Annotated in this window: 21 protein-coding genes and 2 tRNA genes; 6 read left to right on the top strand and 17 right to left on the bottom strand. The window is 46.6% G+C overall.

Going from position 1 to position 19,818, the window contains the following annotated elements; translation table 11 throughout:
* Nucleotides 1-396 precede the first annotated feature (396 nt).
* On the top strand, nucleotides 397-933 hold the full coding sequence (locus tag BLV90_RS16590) for a site-specific integrase (protein ID WP_342707382.1): 537 nt from the start codon (nucleotides 397-399) through the stop codon (nucleotides 931-933).
* 117 nt (nucleotides 934-1,050) lie between these two features.
* Here the strand turns inward: BLV90_RS16590 and groL are convergent, their stop codons facing one another.
* The 5 genes from groL to BLV90_RS15380 form a co-directional block, all read right to left on the bottom strand.
* Nucleotides 1,051-2,688 carry a chaperonin GroEL gene (gene groL / locus BLV90_RS15400; protein WP_091742959.1) on the bottom strand — a complete coding sequence of 546 codons (1,638 nt, stop codon included), beginning with the start codon at nucleotides 2,686-2,688 and terminating at the stop codon, nucleotides 1,051-1,053.
* 54 nt (nucleotides 2,689-2,742) lie between these two features.
* The gene (gene groES / locus BLV90_RS15395; protein ID WP_091742956.1) at nucleotides 2,743-3,024 is read right to left on the bottom strand and encodes a co-chaperone GroES; all 282 of its coding nucleotides are present in this window, start codon (nucleotides 3,022-3,024) and stop codon (nucleotides 2,743-2,745) included.
* Nucleotides 3,025-3,262: 238 nt separating this feature from the next.
* Nucleotides 3,263-4,054 carry a twin-arginine translocase subunit TatC gene (gene tatC / locus BLV90_RS15390; protein WP_245726395.1) on the bottom strand — a complete coding sequence of 264 codons (792 nt, stop codon included), beginning with the start codon at nucleotides 4,052-4,054 and terminating at the stop codon, nucleotides 3,263-3,265.
* A gap of 27 nt (nucleotides 4,055-4,081) precedes the next feature.
* Nucleotides 4,082-4,765, bottom strand: coding sequence for a redox-sensing transcriptional repressor Rex (locus BLV90_RS15385; protein WP_091742954.1), 684 nt, complete (start codon nucleotides 4,763-4,765; stop codon nucleotides 4,082-4,084).
* A 107-nt stretch (nucleotides 4,766-4,872) separates the two neighbouring features.
* Nucleotides 4,873-5,865, bottom strand: coding sequence for a molybdopterin-binding protein (locus BLV90_RS15380; RefSeq protein WP_091742952.1), 993 nt, complete (start codon nucleotides 5,863-5,865; stop codon nucleotides 4,873-4,875).
* Nucleotides 5,866-6,085: 220 nt separating this feature from the next.
* Here BLV90_RS15380 and BLV90_RS15375 point away from each other — a divergent pair, with 220 nt between their 5' ends.
* The 3 genes from BLV90_RS15375 to BLV90_RS15365 are packed head-to-tail and all read left to right on the top strand — an operon-like array spanning nucleotide 6,086 to nucleotide 8,672.
* Nucleotides 6,086-6,826 (top strand): YheC/YheD family protein, encoded by a 741-nt coding sequence (locus BLV90_RS15375; RefSeq protein WP_091742951.1) that lies wholly within the window; start codon nucleotides 6,086-6,088, stop codon nucleotides 6,824-6,826.
* Between the two features lie 18 nt (nucleotides 6,827-6,844).
* Nucleotides 6,845-7,849, top strand: a complete 1,005-nt coding sequence (locus tag BLV90_RS15370) for a threonine/serine dehydratase family protein (RefSeq protein ID WP_091742950.1) — start codon at nucleotides 6,845-6,847, stop codon at nucleotides 7,847-7,849.
* 46 nt (nucleotides 7,850-7,895) lie between these two features.
* On the top strand, nucleotides 7,896-8,672 hold the full coding sequence (locus BLV90_RS15365) for a YheC/YheD family protein (protein WP_091742948.1): 777 nt from the start codon (nucleotides 7,896-7,898) through the stop codon (nucleotides 8,670-8,672).
* A gap of 149 nt (nucleotides 8,673-8,821) precedes the next feature.
* Here BLV90_RS15365 and BLV90_RS15360 read toward each other — a convergent pair whose 3' ends face one another.
* On the bottom strand, nucleotides 8,822-9,406 hold the full coding sequence (locus BLV90_RS15360; RefSeq protein ID WP_091742947.1) for a 5-formyltetrahydrofolate cyclo-ligase: 585 nt from the start codon (nucleotides 9,404-9,406) through the stop codon (nucleotides 8,822-8,824).
* A 91-nt stretch (nucleotides 9,407-9,497) separates the two neighbouring features.
* Between BLV90_RS15360 and BLV90_RS15355 the strand changes: the two genes are divergently transcribed.
* On the top strand, nucleotides 9,498-11,414 hold the full coding sequence (locus BLV90_RS15355) for an ABC-F family ATP-binding cassette domain-containing protein (protein ID WP_091742945.1): 1,917 nt from the start codon (nucleotides 9,498-9,500) through the stop codon (nucleotides 11,412-11,414).
* Between the two features lie 120 nt (nucleotides 11,415-11,534).
* On the opposite strand, the gene BLV90_RS15350 is transcribed toward BLV90_RS15355, so the two are convergent.
* From BLV90_RS15350 to pxpB, 3 genes are read right to left on the bottom strand one after another with little or no spacing between them, the layout of a single operon-like run.
* Nucleotides 11,535-12,482 (bottom strand): 5-oxoprolinase subunit C family protein, encoded by a 948-nt coding sequence (locus tag BLV90_RS15350; RefSeq protein WP_091742943.1) that lies wholly within the window; start codon nucleotides 12,480-12,482, stop codon nucleotides 11,535-11,537.
* On the bottom strand, nucleotides 12,479-13,246 hold the full coding sequence (locus BLV90_RS15345) for a LamB/YcsF family protein (RefSeq protein ID WP_091742938.1): 768 nt from the start codon (nucleotides 13,244-13,246) through the stop codon (nucleotides 12,479-12,481). Before BLV90_RS15345 ends, BLV90_RS15350 begins: the two co-directional genes overlap by 4 nt.
* Nucleotides 13,230-13,955 (bottom strand): 5-oxoprolinase subunit PxpB, encoded by a 726-nt coding sequence (gene pxpB / locus BLV90_RS15340; RefSeq protein WP_091742961.1) that lies wholly within the window; start codon nucleotides 13,953-13,955, stop codon nucleotides 13,230-13,232. Before pxpB ends, BLV90_RS15345 begins: the two co-directional genes overlap by 17 nt.
* A 279-nt stretch (nucleotides 13,956-14,234) precedes the next feature.
* Here pxpB and BLV90_RS15335 point away from each other — a divergent pair, with 279 nt between their 5' ends.
* Entirely contained in the window at nucleotides 14,235-14,420 is a 186-nt protein-coding gene (locus BLV90_RS15335; RefSeq protein WP_091742937.1) for a hypothetical protein, read from the top strand.
* A 187-nt stretch (nucleotides 14,421-14,607) separates the two neighbouring features.
* On the opposite strand, the gene tsaD is transcribed toward BLV90_RS15335, so the two are convergent.
* The 8 genes from tsaD to BLV90_RS16420 all read right to left on the bottom strand — a co-directional run.
* Nucleotides 14,608-15,624, bottom strand: coding sequence for a tRNA (adenosine(37)-N6)-threonylcarbamoyltransferase complex transferase subunit TsaD (tsaD, locus tag BLV90_RS15330; protein WP_245726394.1), 1,017 nt, complete (start codon nucleotides 15,622-15,624; stop codon nucleotides 14,608-14,610).
* Complete coding sequence (gene rimI, locus BLV90_RS15325) at nucleotides 15,587-16,087, bottom strand: ribosomal protein S18-alanine N-acetyltransferase (protein ID WP_091742931.1); 501 nt, start codon at nucleotides 16,085-16,087, stop codon at nucleotides 15,587-15,589. Before rimI ends, tsaD begins: the two co-directional genes overlap by 38 nt.
* A complete protein-coding gene (tsaB, locus tag BLV90_RS15320; protein ID WP_091742926.1) occupies nucleotides 16,068-16,799 on the bottom strand; it encodes a tRNA (adenosine(37)-N6)-threonylcarbamoyltransferase complex dimerization subunit type 1 TsaB in 732 nt (243 codons plus the stop codon). Before tsaB ends, rimI begins: the two co-directional genes overlap by 20 nt.
* On the bottom strand, nucleotides 16,796-17,260 hold the full coding sequence (gene tsaE, locus BLV90_RS15315) for a tRNA (adenosine(37)-N6)-threonylcarbamoyltransferase complex ATPase subunit type 1 TsaE (protein ID WP_091742924.1): 465 nt from the start codon (nucleotides 17,258-17,260) through the stop codon (nucleotides 16,796-16,798). The genes tsaB and tsaE overlap by 4 nt, the downstream gene beginning before the upstream one ends.
* 14 nt (nucleotides 17,261-17,274) lie before the next feature.
* The gene (gene thiL / locus BLV90_RS15310; protein WP_091742922.1) at nucleotides 17,275-18,267 is read right to left on the bottom strand and encodes a thiamine-phosphate kinase; all 993 of its coding nucleotides are present in this window, start codon (nucleotides 18,265-18,267) and stop codon (nucleotides 17,275-17,277) included.
* Nucleotides 18,268-18,344: 77 nt separating this feature from the next.
* A tRNA-Gly gene (locus BLV90_RS15305) sits at nucleotides 18,345-18,418 on the bottom strand.
* A gap of 17 nt (nucleotides 18,419-18,435) precedes the next feature.
* Nucleotides 18,436-18,512: transfer RNA gene (locus BLV90_RS15300), tRNA-Pro, on the bottom strand.
* Between the two features lie 1,087 nt (nucleotides 18,513-19,599).
* On the bottom strand, nucleotides 19,600-19,818 hold a 219-nt coding region (locus BLV90_RS16420), incomplete at its 5' end, for a hypothetical protein (RefSeq protein ID WP_218142313.1).

Raw genomic sequence — 19,818 nt, 5'->3', positions numbered from 1 at the left:
GCCCCTGCACTTGGAGGATTGGCTAATCCTAAATATAAATATAATGATAAAGAAATGTATTTCCCCTTGACACCTGGTTCCCATCTATAATCTCGAAAAACAGGTAGCATAACTTTCACGGTAAGACTTTCTTTTGTCAACACTCCCCTTTTCTGAAAAGGGGAGTGTTCTTTTTTAAAATACGTTCCCTTCTCTGCCCTTTCTAAGCCGGTTTATAAACGGGAGTAAAGGGATTATTAGATGGGGCTTTTCAATCCATAAAAATAGAGTAGCAAAGTCTAACCTCGCTACTCCTTCAATTCAGGAATCTAATATCACCTTCGAAGAATTTTCGAAGGAATGGCTATCTATCTATGAGATACTTGAAAAAGAAGAACTGTCTCTACTACTTCGGACATCAGAGAAAAAGGACTTGATAGGGACTACATTCTATTCCTTACCCTCGCCTATACGGGTATCCGAGTCGGTGAGCTATGCGCTCTCAAATGGAATGACATTGATTTTCAAGAACACACTATGACTATATCCCGAACATACTACAATCCAACCAATAATCTAAGAGAGTATAAGTTGCTTACGCCCAAAACAACAACTTCCAAGAGAACCCTTGACCTCTCTCCCATCGTCATCAAAGAGTTGACAAAGCATCAAGATGCTCAGAATAAAATTCGAATGAGATCTAGGGATATGTATCACGACACCTATCCAAAGTTCATCAAAACGATTGAGAATCGGATGAGACGTCTCCTAAAGATCGCTAAACTAAATGACACCCTTACCCCTCACTCATTACGCCACACACATACCTCTCTACTAGCAGAGGCGGGGGTTAGCCTTCCTGAGATTATGGCGAGACTTGGGCATAAAGATGACGCAACAAAAACATGTATACCTTCACATGACAAAGTCAATGCGAAAAGAGGCCTCCCATAAGTTCTCTCTACTCATGGAAAGCCTCTAAATTTTCGCCACCTAATGTTACCTTTTTGTTACCCTTCAGGAGTTATCCTGATTAATAACACTTTATTCTAAAAGGCTTCAGGGCATCCCTTACATCATGCCGCCCATACCACCCATGCCGCCCATATCAGGAGCACCGCCGGCCATACCATCGTTTTCTTCTGGTTTGTCAGCAACAACTGCTTCAGTGGTCAGTACCATCGCTGCCACGGAAGCTGCATTTTGCAATGCAGAGCGTGTTACTTTCGCTGGGTCTACAATACCAACTTTGATCATATCTACCCATTCACCAGTAGCAGCGTTGAAGCCGATACCTACTTCTTCGTTTTTGATGCGCTCAACGATGACGGAACCTTCCAGGCCAGCGTTGAATGCGATTTGACGAAGAGGCTCTTCCAATGCACGACGGATGATTTTGATACCGGTCATCTCATCACCAACAGCTTCCATTTGCTCTACTGCACGGAGAGAGTTAACAAAGGCAGTACCACCACCGGAGACGATCCCTTCTTCCACAGCTGCACGAGTGGAATTGAGGGCGTCTTCGATGCGCAGTTTGCGTTCTTTCAGCTCGGTTTCGGTTGCAGCCCCTACTTTGATAACGGCTACCCCGCCAGAGAGCTTAGCCAAACGCTCTTGCAGTTTTTCTTTATCGAACTCGGAAGTGGTGTCTTCTAGCTGTTGACGGATTTGTTTTACGCGGCCGTCGATTTCGGAACGATCCCCTGCACCATCCACCACAATGGTATCTTCTTTGGAGACACGAATCTGACGAGCACGACCAAGTGCGCTGAATTCAGCAGTTTTCAGGTCCATACCCAGCTCTTCAGTGATTACTTGACCACCGGTCAGGATCGCAATGTCTTGGAGCATTGCTTTACGACGGTCGCCAAAACCAGGCGCTTTTACAGCAACTGCATTGAAGGTACCACGCAGCTTGTTAACAACGAGGGTAGCCAAAGCTTCCCCTTCAAGATCTTCAGCGATGATCAACAAAGGCTTACCTTGTTGAACCACTTTTTCCAACATCGGCAAAACTTCTTGCACGTTAGAGATTTTCTTGTCGGTGATTAAGATGTATGGATCCTCGAGGATGGCTTCCATCTTGTCATTATCCGTTACCATGTAAGGGGAGATGTAGCCGCGGTCAAATTGCATCCCTTCAACTACTTCCAACTCGGTAATGAAGCCTTTGGATTCTTCAACAGTGATAACACCATCGTTGCCCACTTTTTCCATCGCTTCAGCGATCAATTGGCCAACTTCTTCGTCGTTAGCAGAGATAGCTGCTACTTGAGCGATGGAGTCTTTACCTTCGATCGGCTTGGAGATGGTTTTAATCTCTTCCACAGCCGTTTTTACAGCTTTTTCGATCCCTTTACGCACAACCATCGGGTTAGCGCCAGCTGCTACGTTTTTCAAACCTTCACGGATCATTGCCTGAGCAAGAACCGTTGCCGTAGTGGTACCGTCACCGGCTACATCGTTTGTTTTGGTAGCTACTTCTTTCACGAGTTGTGCACCCATGTTTTCAAACTTATCCTCAAGTTCGATTTCCTTTGCAATGGTCACACCATCGTTGGTGATCAAAGGAGAACCAAACTTCTTCTCTAGAACCACGTTACGGCCTTTCGGACCAAGGGTCACTTTTACGGCATTAGCCAAAGCGTCTACACCACTGAGCATGGCGCGACGGGATTCTTCGCTAAACATAATCTCTTTAGCCATCTTTTGAATTCCCTCCTATGTAGTGTTTATTAGAAATGGGGTGTAAAGCAAGGATCAGTTAACGATTGCCAAAATGTCGCTCTCACGCAAAATGAGCAAATCGTCCTCGCCGACCTTTACTTCCGTTCCCGCATATTTGGAGAAGATGACATGGTCGCCCTCTTTTACTTCGAGTGCTACCTTTTGTCCGTTTTCATAACGTCCCGTTCCAACAGCGATTACTTTACCTTCTTGCGGCTTTTCTTTAGCCGATTCCGGCAATACAATCCCACTGGCGGTCTTTTCTTCTTGTTCAATCGCTTGCAGTACGATGCGATCCCCTAACGGTTTAATCACAGAAGGTACCTCCTTCATAAGGTGGAGTTTCCGTTGTTAGCACTCAGCAGCTCCGAGTGCTAACACCATTAACCATGATATCCTGACTGCTCTCTTTTTGCAAGACCCATCCACAAAATTTCTCCCTTTTTTCTCCCAAAAAACATCCATTCACCTCGCTGAATGGTCCTAAAAAAATAATCCCAGCAGCCCCTAATCAGCTCCACTGGGATATTGGTTGGTCTACATAACGAGAGGGTCAATCAAAGGAACTCCACTCCTGATCTTCCTCCCGCCATCTTTTTTCAACGGCTGCATCCTCGATAACCAACTGCTTGGATACACGATCCGCCAAGAAAATACTTACCTCATAAAGTAGGATCAACGGAATAGAAACAAGGATATTCGACACGAAATCAGGTGGGGTGATCAAGGAGGATAGGATCACCATCGCTAACCATGCATACCGCCGTCCTCGTCGTAATAGATCAGGGTTCAAAACACGAAGCCGTGTCAAAAAGAGGATCAGGACAGGTAGTTCAAATAACAGGGCAATGGGGAAGAGAATGCGGAAGATAAAGCGGAAAAACTCATACATTCCATAGGTTTCCTGAGCTCCTAAACGCTCTGTCAAAGCCGTCATGAAGTGAAGAATAAACGGAATGATCAAGTAGTATGCAAAGGCTAGTCCTCCAGTAAATAGGATCATTGCTAGAGGAATATAGCGGAGGGTCGCTTTCTGTTCCTTCACTGTTAACCCTGGGGATACAAATCGCCATAGTTGATAGAGTCCAACAGGCAAAGTGAGAATCACTGCTAGTAAAAAGGCAAACTGCATATAGATCGAGAGCGATTCACCTGGAGAAAAGACATGGAGTTTTACACGCTTTTCGAGAGATCCACTGAGGATATCCTTAAGCATCCAGTCAATGATCGGTTGGGCAAAATAAAAACCTATCGCTAAGCTGACAACAAATATAGCTAGGACGACCATGATGCGTATACGAAGTTCTCCCAAGTGAGCCATCCAATTTTGATGTTTGTCGGACACGGATTTGTTCCTCCCAGGCACCTACTGTCAGTTCTCCCCTATCGGTTCTGGATCCAACTCTGGATCTCCATCATCGACGGGAAAGTTTTTCAGGAAATAGATCAGCGTCTGTAATTCAATCGTGAGATCAATATTGTGAAGCCGAACATGGCGAGGCGTTGTCAGGCGGGCAGGTGTAAAGTTAAGAATCCCACAAATCCCTGCGCGTACAATTTCATCTGCTGTAGACTGCGCCACATTAGCAGGAACCGTAAGAATTGCCACTTCCACATGATGAAGCTCACGCACTTCCCTAAATCGTTCCATCGAGTAGACAGGGATTCCATCCACTTCTTGACCTACTTTACCAGGATCCGCATCAAAACCAGCAACGATCTTTGTGCTATTGCTTCGATAAAAATTATAGCCAAGGAGTGCTGTACCAAGATGACCAACACCGACAAGCACGACGTTACTAACTTCATCCTGCCTTAAAAAATCGCGTAGAAACTGAAGAAGATAATTAACATTATATCCGTAACCCTTCTTGCCCAGCTCACCAAGATAAGAAAAATCTCGTCTGATGGTTGCTGGGTCGATCTGCAGGGCGTCTGCCAATTGTGCAGAAGAGACTCGTTTCTTTCCAATGGCATGCAGTTTTTCAAGATATCGATAGTAAAGGGGTAGCCGCTTAGCGGTTACCTGTGGAATTTTTTGTTCAGACATCGTCAGCCTCCAACCTACGGGTTTATGCCCGGGTGGATTTGCTTTATCCGTAGCGTTTCATATTCACCCAGTGTTTGTCTTTCTTCATGGTATGTACTGTCATCCTTGCCATTTCAACAGGAATGAAGACCACCATATCCGAGAGCGATCACTTCTTCCCGCGCAATTCGCTCCCCTGCTAATAGGCGTGGGAGAAACACATCAAAGGATGTAAATTCATCATGGATCACACATCCAGGTAAGCCTAGGATCGGTATATCGTCATCATAAGCGAGCATCAACATCGACCCAGGAAGCATCGGTGTTCCATAACTAACCACCTTTACACCCATGTCTGCAATCGCACCTGGAGTACGATCATCCGGGTCGACAGACATCCCTCCTGTAACGAAAACCATATCCGCCCCCTGTTCTATAAAAGAACGAATTTGCTGTTGTATTCGTTTCCGATCATCACTAGCAAAAGTCTGTCCCATAATCTCTGAACCGAATTTCTCTACCTTTTGCCGCAAAACTGGACCAAAACGATCTTCAATCCGACCTTTGGCAATTTCGTTGCCTGTCGTAACAATGCCAATACGAGTAGACCGATAAGGAACTACTTGCAAGATCGGGTTGCCTTGGCCAGCAATCCTCTCTACCTCAATAATTCGTTCTTCTGGATAAATGAGAGGAATCACACGAGAAGCAGCAACCCTCTCTCCTTTTCGAACAGGAACCTTTGTCTTTAGTGTAGATAACACCACTTGCTCTATCCCGTTGATCTGATGGACACAAGAAATATTCACTAGGAGAAGACCATCCTTCTCTGCAACGAGGTTCACTTTCCCTTCCTTCGACTCTGTCAAAGAAACGTAGGAACCTTTCACAGCTGTGGCAATCCGCCGAGCAGCTTCATCTTCGTGCAATTCTCCCTCTGCCCACTCGATAACATAGATATGCTCTTTTCCAATAGATAGGAGTGGTTCGATATCTTCTTCACGTACCACATGTCCACTACGAAACAATGGGCCTTTCACTTTGCCTGGTAGAACTTGAGTCAAGTCATGGGCGAGGACAAGCCCTATTGCTTGGGAGAGTGGGACTTCCTTCATTGAGCTTTTCATTCGTCCGTCCCTCCTCCTCACACTACTTTACTGCCTGTCATCATTGTAACAACAACCCCAGGGAATGTGTACTCCTTCACAGTGTGAGTTTACAAAGAATGTTAGAAAAAACCTTCCACCTATTTCTCTTCTTACTATCTCTTCACCCACACCCTTTCTATCAGAGAAGAATAGAGTTGTATAAACACTCTATTAAACAAGTAAAAAGTGGTGATAATAGATGGTTTCATCTTATGTTCGCAACAAAATAAGAATTGCAAGGTTGCTTAGCCCCCATATAGCAACTGCTAAATTTATGCCTGTCACCCTACCCTTTAGTCGAGAGAATCTTTATCGAATAACTCGACGTTTCCCGATGGTTTATTTAAAGCCAACCGCTGGTTGTCAATCTCGTGGTGTCATCCGTGTAACTCAAGGCTCAACTGGATACCTTATCCGCGGGATAAATCGAAGTTACAACGCACTAAATAACGCTTCTCTCTATGAAATTCTCCAACGTTTGACTAATGGAAAATGGTACATCATCCAACAAGGAATCGATAGTGAAGATAAAAGGGGAATTCACTTCGACGTTCGTGTGCACCTACTTCGTATCGATGGAAGATGGATAATCGGCGGGATGGCTGCTCGGGTAGCGAAGCCTAAGGGAATTGTGGCTGGATTACACCAAGGAGGCACAGCCATCCCCCTCCATCGTCTTATGAAAAATCATCTCGATTATGGCCCTAGCATGCAGCAGCAAGTAGAGAGCCAATTAAAAGAAGCCTCTTTAAAAGCTGTAAATGTCGTTTCTAAAACGGTACCCCGTAAAAAGGAGATGGCTGTGGATATGGGAATAGATCGATCTAATCGCGTCTGGATCTTTGAAGTGAACTACGCATATCCTGCCATTCGCCTCTTTGGATTCGCCGATCCAAAACTCTACCGACACCTTATCTTCCTCAAGAAAAAAGCGCGTTAACATCAGGGGGTCCTATCCATGGCATGCGAACACCTTTTTAACAACTCGTCTTACATCGATGTGCTCGATGCGTGGAACATTCTCCAAGGTACTGCTCATCGCACCCCGATTTTCACGTCAGACATCTTAAACGCACGAAGCGAACGAAGTGTCTATCTCAAATGCGAGAACCTTCAACAAACAGGTTCATTCAAATTTCGTGGCGCCTATCATCTCATTAATCAGCTCTCCTCTGAGGAACAATCACAAGGGATCCTCACCTTTTCATCTGGTAACTTCGCACAGGCAGTCTCTCTTGCCGCTAAATTAACAAGCACCCAGGTAACCATTTGTATGCCGCGGGACACCCCCACAGTCAAGGTAGATGCCACTCGAAAACATGGAACAGAAATCCTTTTCTATGATCGCCATAAAGAGGATCGAAGCCTCTTTGCTCAAAAAGCCGCCGCAGAGCGAGGTAGCTATCTCTTTCCAAATGATCACCCAGCTATCATCGCTGGTGCTGGAACAGCCGTATTGGAACTATTAGAAGATGTCCCTGACTTGGATACCATTGTCGTGCCCGTGAGTAGTGGTGGACTTGCCGCTGGTGCATGCCTCGCTGTACAGGGCCATTCTCCGTCTATTCGTGTATATGGAGTAGAACCCGAAGGTGCGGGAGATACATTTATCTCCCTTGATAAGAAAAAGCGGACACGTATCCCCCCACCTCAGACCCTAGCGGATGGACTAAGATCCGACATCCCTGGTAATTATTCTTTCCCTATCAACCTTCAATATCTAGCAGGTGTCCTCCTGGTTTCTGACATGGCTATTCTCAATGCCATACGCTATGCAGCCACCCAATTAAATATGGTGCTAGAGCCCTCTGGAGCAACAAGCCTTGCTGCCCTCTTGGAAGGAAAGGTCCCCGGAAAACGAATTGGTGTGATCTTAAGCGGTGGTAACATCCAACCTTCGTTATTTGAGTCACTTTGGGAGACTGATAGAGCCCCTATTTCTCCTCACACTTCTATCGATTGAATCATATAGTACATTATAATATGTTAATAGAAAGGCAGATCCTTTCATGTACAGACAGCCCTACGCTCAGAATAAATGGAAACAGGCACAACTTCTCAGGCACCACCCCTCAACTGCCAGACATTTCCCTGCCACACAAATTGCGAAAGGACCTATAATTTTAGCTTTTCTTCGTCAATATCCAATTGTCTATATCAAACCAACATCTGGCGGCCAAGGTCGTAATATCATCCGAGTAGACCGTATTCAGGGTGGCTCCTTTCGCGTGCGAAAACAAGGAGGACGTGAAGTTACATTTCCTACCCTATCCGCCACTGGCCAATACCTACAACGCCAGATTGCCAGTAGGGGACATGTGATTCAACAAGGTATTTACAGTGTCACCCGCCAGAACCTTCCCTTTGATATCCGCGTACACATGCAACATGTACTAGGAGAGTGGACCGTTGGTGGAATGGTTGGGAAGGTAGCACAAGCCAACCAAATCGTAACCAATCGCCACCGGGGAGCCATTCCCACGACGATGGAAAAACTACTTGATCATCACTTGGGTTATCAATCCGCAAAAAAGAATCACGTACTCTCTATCCTTCGTACAGTCTCACTTCGTACTGCTACATTAATGCGAAAAGGATACCCTGGTTGGCATAACTTTGGAATCGATTTCGGGATCGATGCAGCAGGGAAACCCTGGATCTATGAAATTAACATCTACCCTGGTGTCCATGTATTCAGAGCTTTACCTGATAAAAGACCCATTCGTCAAATTATGGAGAATTGGCGAAAAAACCGGATGAGAAAACGTATCAGTAATAATAATTAGGACCATACCAAGGATACCTACTTCGTTCCTTATCAAAAATGCCGTAGTTCCTTATTGAAAAGGAGGCTACGGTATTTCGTTTTGTTATGTAACTGCAAAGGGAGGGAATGGACACTAAAGAAGGCAGGAGTAAACTCCTATCATCCTATCTACTTTTCAGGGACCATAAGCCCCGTTGGCACAACCACCCCATTCATTGGCACATCATGAGCTTCGGGATAAACCGTTTCTACCCACTGAAAGGAAAATCCCACACCAAACCGTGGAATCCCTGCTCCTGGACCAGCAAAAAAACGATCATAATATCCCCCGCCATAACCTAACCGATAACCCTTCCAATCAAAGGCCACACCCGGCACCAATGCCAAATCCAACTCTTGTGGATCGATCCGTCTATCCTCATCACTCTGTGGTTCCCATATGCCATATGCCCCCAGGACTAACTCATCCAAATGATCTACCTGATAAAATATCAATAAACGATTAGCGGGAATCGCTCGAGGTAAAATAACCTTTTTCCCCATTAACCACGCCTGCTTCATCAATGGACGAAGATCAATTTCCCTCCGATGTGGCATATAGTACAACACTCGCTCTGCCTGCTCCCATTGGGGCAACTCCATCACTTGCTGGCATATCTTTTTTGAGCCTGTTTCTACATCGGACTCACTTAAGATTTCCCTTGTCTTGAGCATTTGGTTGCGTAAGTTTTTTTTCTTTCGCGACTCAACCATACTCTGTCCTCCTTAAATTAAGTAAAGACTTTTCCTTCTCACCTCGAATCGGCTACAATGGAAATGGTTTGCATAGATGAGGTGATTTCAATTGACCATTCTACAAGCAAAAAATATCCATAAATCCTATGGTGGCACACCCGTATTGGAGGGGATCGATCTTCGAGTAGAGGACCGCGAACATATCGGTCTGATCGGCCCAAACGGCGCGGGAAAATCCACCTTGCTCAAGATTTTAATCAATAAGCTATCTGCTGACGAAGGTGTCGTATCCATTCGCAAAGGTGCTACAATCGGCTACCTTGCCCAGGAAACGGATCTAGAATCGGATCGTACAATCTGGGGAGAGCTACTAGAATCCTTCTCCGCGCTTCGGGAAATGGAAGCAGGATTACGCGCTCTGGAAATGGAGATGGGCCTTGAGGAAGTCTGGTCTGATAGCAAACGCTATGAGCGTGTATCGGAACAGTATAACCAATTACAAGAACGCTTTGAACGAGCCGGTGGATATGGATATGAAGCACGAGGACGTAGTGCACTCAACGGTTTAGGACTCGGTGCACTAGACTGGGAAAATACCTCAATCCGTGCACTAAGTGGCGGGCAAAAAACCCGCCTCGCCCTAGCGAAGCTTCTCCTCTCTAACCCTGACCTCATTATTTTAGATGAACCAACCAACTATCTCGATATGGATGCACTCACGTGGTTGGAACAAACCCTAGATAACCACAGTGGGGCCCTGTTGATTGTCTCTCACGATCGTTGGTTCCTTGATCGACTGGTGACGATTATTTATGAGATCGATGGACGCCAAGCTACACGTTACCCAGGTAACTACTCCGATTATATCCGTACAAAGGAAGCCCGATTGGCTCAGTGGGCGAAGGAGTACGAACAGCAACAAGAGGACATTCGTCAGATGGAGGAATTTGTACAAAAGAATATCGCTCGTGCCTCCACTACCAAACGGGCACAAAGCCGTCGCATGGCTCTTGAGAAAATGGATCGAATCGATCGACCCCCTGCGGAGAGAGATAAGGCGAAGATCCGCTTTTCCCCTGCGGTAGCCAGTGGACGACACGTTCTCACTGCTACGGATCTCTCCATCGGCTATGATCCAGCCGCACCCCTTATCAACGCAGAATCCCTTTCTCTTCTTCGCGGACAAAAAATTGCACTACTCGGCCCCAATGGTACGGGGAAAACCACCTTTCTCAAAACCATCGCCAAGCATTTTCAACCCCTAAAGGGAGAGATCGCCTTTGGCACAGGTGTTCATTTCGATTACTACGAACAGGAATTAGTGGAATTTAGCGGTAATCAGAGCGTGCTGGATGAAGTATGGAATGCACATCCTAAGTTGACTCAGACAGAGGTCCGTTCTTTCCTTGGCCAATTTTTATTTAGTGGAGAAGATGTCTTTAAACCTATCGGGGCCTTGAGCGGTGGTGAAAAAGCCCGCCTCTCACTTGTGATACGCCTCCTTAACCAAGGCAATCTTCTCCTCATGGATGAGCCGACCAACCATTTGGATATGGATAGCAAAGAACGGCTCGAAGAAGCTTTAGAAGGATTTTCTGGCACACTTCTCTTCGTTTCCCATGACCGCTATTTTATCAACCGATTAGCTACTGGTATTTGGGAAATAAAGGAGAAGGGGATTCATGTCTTCCCCGATAGATACGAAGCATGGCTAAAGATGAAGCGTGAAGAGCAACTACAGGCAGCAGAAACTTCAAGCAATACCTCTTCTGCTACCTCCTATGCCGAAGAAAACCGCCTGCGCAGACAACAAGAACGCGCAGAACGCCAACGCTTGGAAGAGTCTACACGCCTCGAGGAAGATATTGCAGCCATTGAAGCAGAACTTGCAACTATCGAAGCAGAACTGTGTCGTCCAGAAATCTACGGTTCCCCCGAAGAAAGTCTCACCCGCCAACAACGTTTCACAGAACTACAAGACGCTCTCGAAAAAAAGACGGAACGATGGGCAGAGATTACGGATTAACTCACCGTATTAAAAGCCTTAATCCTTTCATGATACAATGAAGGCCTCCTTTCCTGGTAATCTACCAAGAAAGGTCTTTTTTTATGGTCGGCATACTCACTACCCCTTTACTCCCTTCACTTACCTGCCCGCTACCTCCAATCGACGGAGCAAATGCTCTTGTTCTATAACTAGTCGGTGAGCCTCCTCTACCTCGATCGATTGAAAGGTTACCTGTTGACCTGGAGCAGCTTGTGCCAGCAACGGTAAGTCTGTAGAAATCACCGTAGCAATCTTTCCATAACCTCCAGTCGTCTGCCGATCCGCCATCAAGATAATTGGTTGACCATCCGCTGGGACTTGAATCGAACCTGGCGCTGTCGCATCTGACAAGATATCCGCTGTCTCTCGATGATGTAAAGGGGAACCTTGTAGTCGATAACCCATTCGATCCGAACGTGGCGTAATCTCATAGGAAGAGGATAAAAATGTATGGAGTGCTTTTTCTGTAAAGGAAGATGCTTGCGGACCCAATACAACTCGCAATGAGATCGGTTTAGGATAATGGGGACGTTGATCGGGAGCCAACCAGCGACTGTGGCATTCCGTCGTACTCGGTAGTCCGACAGGAAGCTTATCTCCCTTCTCTAGTGCACGCCCTTTCCAACCACCTATTCCCGCTTTTAGATAGGTGGATCGACTCCCCATCACCGGCTCCACTGCAAAGCCCCCAGCCACTGCCAGATAGGAGCGCACCCCATCACGAATCTTTCCAAAGGAAAGAGACTCCCCCGCCTTCACTAGGTAGCTCTTCCACATCGGAATGGCTTTCCCAGCCACCTGGGGAGAAAGATCCGCACCAGTCAGGGCAATCCATATATCCTCACCAAAACGAAGGACCGGACCCATCATCGTAATTTCTAACGTCGCTTCCCTCCTTGAATTGCCAACCAGACAGTTAGCCACCTGATGGGAAAAAGCATCCATCGCTCCAGCAACCACCATTCCAAACTGTTGATAACCAAAGCGCCCCTGATCTTGGATTGTGGTTAATAAGCCACCCTTTTCTACATGAAGATATCGCCTCATCGCTCACTTACTCGCTTCACCGTAATACCTTCTGCTGTGAAAGCCTCGCGTAGCTGGTGGACAAAAGAAAGTGCCTCGGGGTGGTCTCCATGGACACATACTGTATCTGCATTCAAATCGATCAGGGTACCATCAACTGCCATCGTCTTCCCTTCCTTCACCATGTGTATGACACGGGATACTGCCTCTTTTGAATCACGGATCACCGCTTCTGGTTGTGTCCGCGGTGTCAGGCTCCCATCAGGCTGATAGGTTCGATCCGCAAATACCTCCTCTGCCACCTTTAATCCTACCCCTCTCCCCGCTTTCACAAGCTCACTTCCGGCAAGTCCAAACAACACCAATTGATCATCCACCGCCACCACTGCCTCCGCGATTCCTTGAGCCAGCCTCCCATCCTGCGCCGCCATATTAAACAATGCCCCATGGGGCTTTACATGTTGTAACTGTCCACCCTCGGCCTTGGCTATCGCAGCTAGCGCCCCCACTTGATATAGGGTCATCGTGTATGCATCCTCAGTGGATATCGCCATATTCCTTCGCCCAAAGCCGACGAGATCAGGTAACCCCGGATGAGCACCTAAGCCAACTCCTCGCTCCAATGCCGCGAGGACTGTCCGCCTCATCACATTAGGATCTCCCGCGTGATAACCACAAGCAATATTGGCAGAGGTAATCTGTGATAATACCGCCTGATCTTGACCAATCACATAGGCACCAAAGCTTTCTCCAATATCGCTATTTAAGTCAATCCGATAGCTCATTTGATTGCTCCCTTTTCTTGTGGATTTTGAGCTCATCTGCTTCTCTCTCCGAATACTCTTTCATTGACACAGGCTCAAAGGTGATCTGGTCCCCTACCATCAAAAGCATCGGCCTCTCCCGGTGTGGATCATAAAGGCGAAGGGGCGTCCGGCCGATCAGCCGCCACCCCCCGGGCGTTTCCAAAGGATAAACCCCTGTCTGACCTCCTGCGATCCCTACTGAACCTACAGGAATCGTTGCTCGTGGTTGCTCCAGCCGTGGAGTTGCGATGGACTCTGACATCCCACCTAAGTAGGGAAACCCAGGTACAAACCCCATCATATATACCAGATAAGAAGCACTACTATGGATCTCTATCACTTCTGCTGGAGTTAGACCATTATGCTCGGCCACATCCACTAGATCAGGACCGTACTCTCCCCCATATACCACAGGGATCACTACTTTTCTTACTTCCCGCTCAGAAAGTGACTGAATATTTTTCTTCATCTTCGCTAGTTCTCTAATCAAGCTCTGATAATCAATTTGATAAGGATGGTAGTAGATCGTCACCGCTGTATAAGAAGGGACCCACTCTATTACTCCCCTTAGGTTCCTCGCCTGTAAAGCGTTACAATAACTCTGAATCTGCTTGTGAATCTCAGGATCAATCTGATCACCAAAATGAATACGTACTCCAGTATCTCCTACTGGTTGAATCGATGGCATATCCCCCACCAGCTTACCTCCTATCCAACTTTCACAAATAAACCATCCATGTCACTTCGGCACCTCCATCGATCATACCTCCTACAAATGCTTTTCTATACCCACACACGCTATATCAGAATATACCCCTTATCTACAACGTTCAATTTTTCTCTTTCCCCAAAAAAATTGTTCGAGATGAAACATTAGGACTAAAGTTGTAGTTAACAAGAATGATACACCAAAAGGATTCTGGCGAACGGAAACGCAAGGGGGAAAAATCGAAGGAGGTTTCTATAAGTGGACTGGATTCTAAATTTGATCACTCCTCAAGGGTGGACTTGGTTCCTGGCACTTTTTTTCGTCGTCATTGTCATCGCAACGTTTATTACGATGGTACTGACAGCAAGACGTGAGCGCCGCCACAAGAAAGAATTTGAAAAAGAATTCTCCGGTCGATTTAAAGTCGCCGAAAAAAAATCTTAAATACAAAAAAGGCTGTACCTACAAGCTGATTCAGCTTGTAGGTACAGCCTTTTCTTTTGCAAGGAATCTATTTGCTAAAGACATCTTGTCTCATAGATGTTCTTCATTATAGTTCTAAGGTCCTATACCAATAAAATGATTTTAACAAGATGACACGGATCTCTCCGTGTCTTCTCCAATGCCATATTCATCTATCCAAGGATAGATTTGCAGTAGCATTCAGGTCTAGACCTGCAAATTGCCCATCTCGGAACTGATACGTCCCTGCGGCAGCGATCATCGCTGCATTATCTGTACATAGTTCTAACGGAGGCACACGCAAGATAATCCCTTCTTCCCTACAGCGGGAGGCGAGTGCTTCACGTAAAGCAGAGTTTGCTGATACTCCACCAGCTAGGACTAATTCTGATACGCCCTTTAAACGGGTAGCACGCACTGCTTTTTCTACGAGTACCTCCACGACGGAAGCCTGAAAACTAGCCGCTAAATCGGCCTTTTCAATGGTCTCCCCTCGTTGTTGGGAATTGTGGAGCAGATTGATCACCGCAGATTTTAATCCACTGAAGCTAAAGTCCAGAGAATCCCCTAACCAGGAACGAGGAAGATCGAGATGAGGAGCACCCGCCTTGGCCAATCGATCAATATGAGGACCACCCGGGTAAGGAAGCTCCAACACGCGAGCCACTTTGTCAAAGGCCTCCCCAGCCGCATCATCCCTCGTTCGTCCCAAGCGCTCAAAACGGTTATGCTCCGGCATATAGATAAGTTCGGTATGACCCCCCGAGGCTACAAGGGCCACTAAGGGAAAACGAAGCGGCTCCACCAAATGCGAAGCATAGATATGCCCTGCAATATGATGTACCCCTACCAGAGGTACACCTGTAGCAAAGGAGAAGGCTTTCGCAGCCGAGATGCCGATCAAGAGAGCTCCTACTAAGCCTGGCCCTTGGGTAACTGCTACAGCAGAAAGCTCCTCCTTTGTCACCTTCGCCTCCCCCAGGGCTTGTTCGATGATGGATGTCACCCGCTCCACATGACGACGGGAAGCCACCTCGGGAACTACACCCCCAAAGCGACGATGAATCTCCATTTGCGAAGAGATTATATTCGATTTTAGGATATGGCCATCCTCTACCACCGCCGCAGCGGTTTCATCACAGCTGGTTTCAATACCCAGCACCAGAGATTTCGCTGTTTTGCTCATCAGATCCTCCATCTAACTCGGCCCACATGATCAACGCATCCTCAAGGTTATCCGTATAATAACCGGGACGCACACCAGTAGCTGCAAAGCCTTTTTTACGATACAAACGTTGAGCAGATACATTCGATACTCTTACTTCTAAGGTCATTTTTTTCGCACCAGCTTCAGAGGCAAAAGCCTTGAGATAATCCATCGTCACATCCCCGACTCCTCGCCCCCGATAATCCGGGTGGATTGCGATATTGGTAATGTGTGCCTCATCAAGAATCAACCACAACCCGCAGTATCCAATAACATGCTTCTCATGCTCAACCACCAAATAGTGAGCAAACTGATTATGAACCAGTTCATTATAGAAAGCCTGTCGATTCCACGGAGCGGTGAAAGAAGCTTGTTCCACCTGTAACACAGCAGGAATATCCGCCACATTCATCAGACGGAACTCAATGGGTGGCAGCCCCATTTTCTTCTCCTCCGTTAGCTTGGTTTTGCAACCACTTCGCTTCCGCTTCAGCTAGTTGCAAATAGTTTGGAGCCGCATCCTCTTTTTCAGGGGGTACACCCTGCTGATAGCGTCTATGACCCAGCATCCCAAGAGAAGATGCCCTAGAAACATTTTCTGCGGGTACGCCAAAATGCGCTAAATCGCCGAGCACACTGAGAATACGCTCTTGAAAGCGAATCACGTCTTCTCCCATAAAGAGAATCGGCCCTCGCCCTACTAGTTCCTTAAGCCAACTCTCTATATCGATCACCCGCTCAGAGAGGATGGGTACTAGTTCACCCTCATTTACCCCATATAGACCCGTATAAACCCGATCCCGCCTTGCATCGAAGAGCGGAACAATCTCTCCTGGAAAACGAAACCCATTCATTGCCAATACCACTAAACTAGATACACTATACAAAGGAATACCAAGGCTCCAAGCAATGGTTTTCGCTGTCGTATAACCAATTCTCACCCCTGTATAAGAACCCGGCCCCCCTGCTACCACAACCGCATCCAAATCGCGGGGTGTAAGTTCCAGATCCTCCATAAGACGAGCGACCGTCGGCATCAGGCGCACCGAGTGATTTTTATGTAAATGTGTCGTCACTTCACCAAGAAGGCGACCATCTTCTAGGATTGCCACGCCAAGTACCAGTGTCGATGTATCTACGGCCAACCATTTCATCCCTCTTCCACTCCTCCACAGATACGCTCTTTCCACTCTATAGGTGTTGTGACCGTAATCATCCGTCTATCGCCATCGACTCGTTTTATCTCAATATGGATAAAGCGCTCAGGTAGCCAATCTTTGATTCGATCCGCCCATTCAACCAATGCAACAGCATTGCCATAAAAGTACTCTTCCCACCCAAGTTCTTCCCCTCCATCTTCCAGACGGTACACGTCCATATGGATAAAGGGGAGACGCCCCTGATCATATTCCTTTATTAACGTGAAGGTAGGGCTATCAATCGGGGCTTCAATCCCTAAACCCCGCGCCACTCCCTGGGAGAATGTTGTCTTTCCTGCTCCAAGATCCCCCTCCAGAGCAATCACATCCCCAGCTTGAAGGGAGATAGCGATGTGGCTAGCAAGAGCCCTCGTCTCCTTCTCATCATTTGTTGTGAATTGACACGTTTCTACCATATGGCATCACCCATCTAGGCAAAATGATTATATCCTTTGTATGATAACAGAGAGCGTTTACCCTCATCGATACAGTACACACCAACTTCCCCCTCCTCCACCCAACCAATCTGGGTAAAGGAGACTTCTTTTTCCTTAGCGAGGTGCAAAAGTCGTTCCCAACTTTGAGCAGGCAAGGTCCCTACCAACTGATAATCCTCCCCACCATCAAAGGCCCACTGCAAAGGATTAACCCCGATCTCTGCACCATAGGCCACCGTTTCCGGTGATATGGGAATGAGGGAGGGTTCGATTACCAATCGAACCCCACTTGCTTCAGCGATCTCCCTTGCTTCTCGCCCTAGTCCATCACTCACATCATTGGCCGCCACTCGCTCACCCAGGGTTGATAATACGCGACCCGCTTCAATATGAGGGTAAGGGCGTTGATGAAAGGCAACAAGAGATGGATACCGTACGATCCACTCGGATGTATCCTCGCGTAATAATAAATGAAGCCCTGCCGCTGAACCACCCAATGGCCCTGTGACAAAAACGATATCCCCAGGACGCGCGTTCGAGCGACGAAGAGAGCAATCTCTCTCCACTTCCCCAACTAGTGTTATGGTTACCACTAGTCCCTTCATCGAACGAACCGTATCGCCTCCAAGGATCGTCACACCAAAGTGTTTTGCCCCGGCTCCTAGCCCATCATAGAAACGGAGCAGACTCTCTTCCTCCCAAACTTCCGGCGCTGCCAGGGAGATTACTGCGTGCTTCGGTATTCCCCCCATCGCAACAATATCACTCACATTGGAGGCAATCCCCTTCCAGCCAATATCTTCAGGTGCCATCGTCTGCTCCGAAAAATGGACACTCTCGACCATCGTATCACAGGTAATCACCTGGGACATCCCTAGACCTGGACGATAGACCGCTGCATCATCCCCTACATCGACCTCAACACTCTTATCCACTGGCGGCCGCTTCTGGAGCAGCTTAGCAATTAGATCAAATTCATCTTTCATTCGCTACACTTCCTCCCCTAACCAGCTTACACAAAAAAGCCAATGGAAAAACCGCAGCCAGCCGGCTACGGTTGTTGTGGAGCGGGTGAAGGGAATCGAACCCTCGCATTCGGCTTGGAAGGCCAATGTTCTACCATTGAACTACACCCGCAAATTTGAAAATGAATATGGTCGGGGTGACAGGATTTGAACCTGCGACCTCCTCGTCCCGAACGAGGCGCTCTACCAAGCTGAGCCACACCCCGGTAAGAAAGCTCATCAACGGTGCGGTCAGCGATACTCGAAGATTAGAGCACACTACTTCTTAGGACGACAATACACACACCAACGTCTTTTCTCGTGAAAAACTGTTACCATCGCTTAGCGACAAAAACTATTATATAGTGGTTGCGTAGTATTGTCAACAACTACTCTAAAAAATGTCGATATTTGTTTTGGGTGAGTATTTAGGGCTACAAGTTAGGACAACCATACTCCTTGTCTTTTCTAATATGTAAGAAAGTTTCTTCTTTACCATAATGGAGAGTGTTACTCGTCACTAACGAAAGTGCAGACACTAAACGCTGCCCAATCACTCCCTTGAAATTCAACAACTTATCTTTAATAATTTTCATTTATAACAAAAGAATGCTACACTTTTTACAGATTGTGAGGTTATAATAGTAAAAGCAATAAATTTATTATAATATTTTTTAACGCAGAAGAGTACTTAGATGCTCCGTGGGAGCTGAAAAAGCTAAAACTAATAATAAGGAGATGAACTCATGAGATTTCTTGGATCAATTATTGTATTTGTTTTAGCACTATTAGTAGCTTATTTATTTATTAGCGGAAAACTACCATAATTCGCTGGCGCGTAAATTTACTTCTCAATAAAAAACGCCAGCCTTATTGGATCAACATAGTCCCACTAGGCTCAATATTGGAATAGAAGTGAAGGATGCATACATCAATAAAGAAGCCGGGCGGGGTAAATACCCCGCCCGGCTTCTTTATCATCTTCCCTTTTTCTTCACCACGAACAAATTACCCCAAGTCCAGTCAACGACTTTCTCAGAGCTCTGGCTTACTTCTGGAAGAAGTGGACGGCTTTCTCCGTCTGTGGGCCATATACGCCGTAATGTTTACCTTGCTTGTTTGTTGCTGGAGTAATCCCTAAGCGCTTTTGGACAGCCAGGACGTCATCTCCGGTCATTTGATTACTACGGACATATTTAAGTATCCAGTTCGCCCTATTAGGGGTTTTATTGAGTTGGCCAGTCCTCTAGTTGCCGAATGAGCCAGAATCACTGAGTTTCAACTTTTTCTCGAACCAGTCCTCTACCCAGTTTCCTAAATGTGGATAGGCCCGTATTGTTTCAGTTTCGAATTAGATCGCAAAAAAGCCAGACGATTTTTTTGTGAATGAATGATATACATAACAAACATAGAGCAATAAGTGCAAAGGAAGAGGAGATAGACGATGAACCGATCAATTAATTTGCCACAAGCCATCGCCTTATATATTTCGGCTATTCTAGGTTCAGGTATTCTTTTTCTATCGGCAAGCAC

The sequence above is a fragment of the Marininema mesophilum genome, assembly GCF_900106775.1.
GTDB classification, from domain to species: domain Bacteria; phylum Bacillota; class Bacilli; order Thermoactinomycetales; family DSM-45169; genus Marininema; species Marininema mesophilum.
This window is presented reverse-complemented; position numbering and strand designations above follow the sequence as displayed.

What these genes read in the sequence shown, in the direction of transcription:
- groL (WP_091742959.1), bottom strand. Translation starts at nt 2,688, where the DNA reads ATGGCTAAAGAGATTATGTTTAGCGAAGAATCCCGTCGCGCCATGCTC.
- BLV90_RS15380 (WP_091742952.1), bottom strand. Translation starts at nt 5,865, where the DNA reads ATGAAAAGCTCAATGAAGGAAGTCCCACTCTCCCAAGCAATAGGGCTT.
- BLV90_RS15375 (WP_091742951.1), top strand. Translation starts at nt 6,086, where the DNA reads ATGGTTTCATCTTATGTTCGCAACAAAATAAGAATTGCAAGGTTGCTT.
- BLV90_RS15370 (WP_091742950.1), top strand. Translation starts at nt 6,845, where the DNA reads ATGGCATGCGAACACCTTTTTAACAACTCGTCTTACATCGATGTGCTC.
- BLV90_RS15365 (WP_091742948.1), top strand. Translation starts at nt 7,896, where the DNA reads ATGTACAGACAGCCCTACGCTCAGAATAAATGGAAACAGGCACAACTT.
- BLV90_RS15360 (WP_091742947.1), bottom strand. Translation starts at nt 9,406, where the DNA reads ATGGTTGAGTCGCGAAAGAAAAAAAACTTACGCAACCAAATGCTCAAG.
- BLV90_RS15350 (WP_091742943.1), bottom strand. Translation starts at nt 12,482, where the DNA reads ATGAGGCGATATCTTCATGTAGAAAAGGGTGGCTTATTAACCACAATC.
- BLV90_RS15345 (WP_091742938.1), bottom strand. Translation starts at nt 13,246, where the DNA reads ATGAGCTATCGGATTGACTTAAATAGCGATATTGGAGAAAGCTTTGGT.
- pxpB (WP_091742961.1), bottom strand. Translation starts at nt 13,955, where the DNA reads ATGCCATCGATTCAACCAGTAGGAGATACTGGAGTACGTATTCATTTT.
- tsaD (WP_245726394.1), bottom strand. Translation starts at nt 15,624, where the DNA reads ATGAGCAAAACAGCGAAATCTCTGGTGCTGGGTATTGAAACCAGCTGT.
- rimI (WP_091742931.1), bottom strand. Translation starts at nt 16,087, where the DNA reads ATGGGGCTGCCACCCATTGAGTTCCGTCTGATGAATGTGGCGGATATT.
- tsaB (WP_091742926.1), bottom strand. Translation starts at nt 16,799, where the DNA reads ATGAAATGGTTGGCCGTAGATACATCGACACTGGTACTTGGCGTGGCA.
- tsaE (WP_091742924.1), bottom strand. Translation starts at nt 17,260, where the DNA reads ATGGTAGAAACGTGTCAATTCACAACAAATGATGAGAAGGAGACGAGG.
- thiL (WP_091742922.1), bottom strand. Translation starts at nt 18,267, where the DNA reads ATGAAAGATGAATTTGATCTAATTGCTAAGCTGCTCCAGAAGCGGCCG.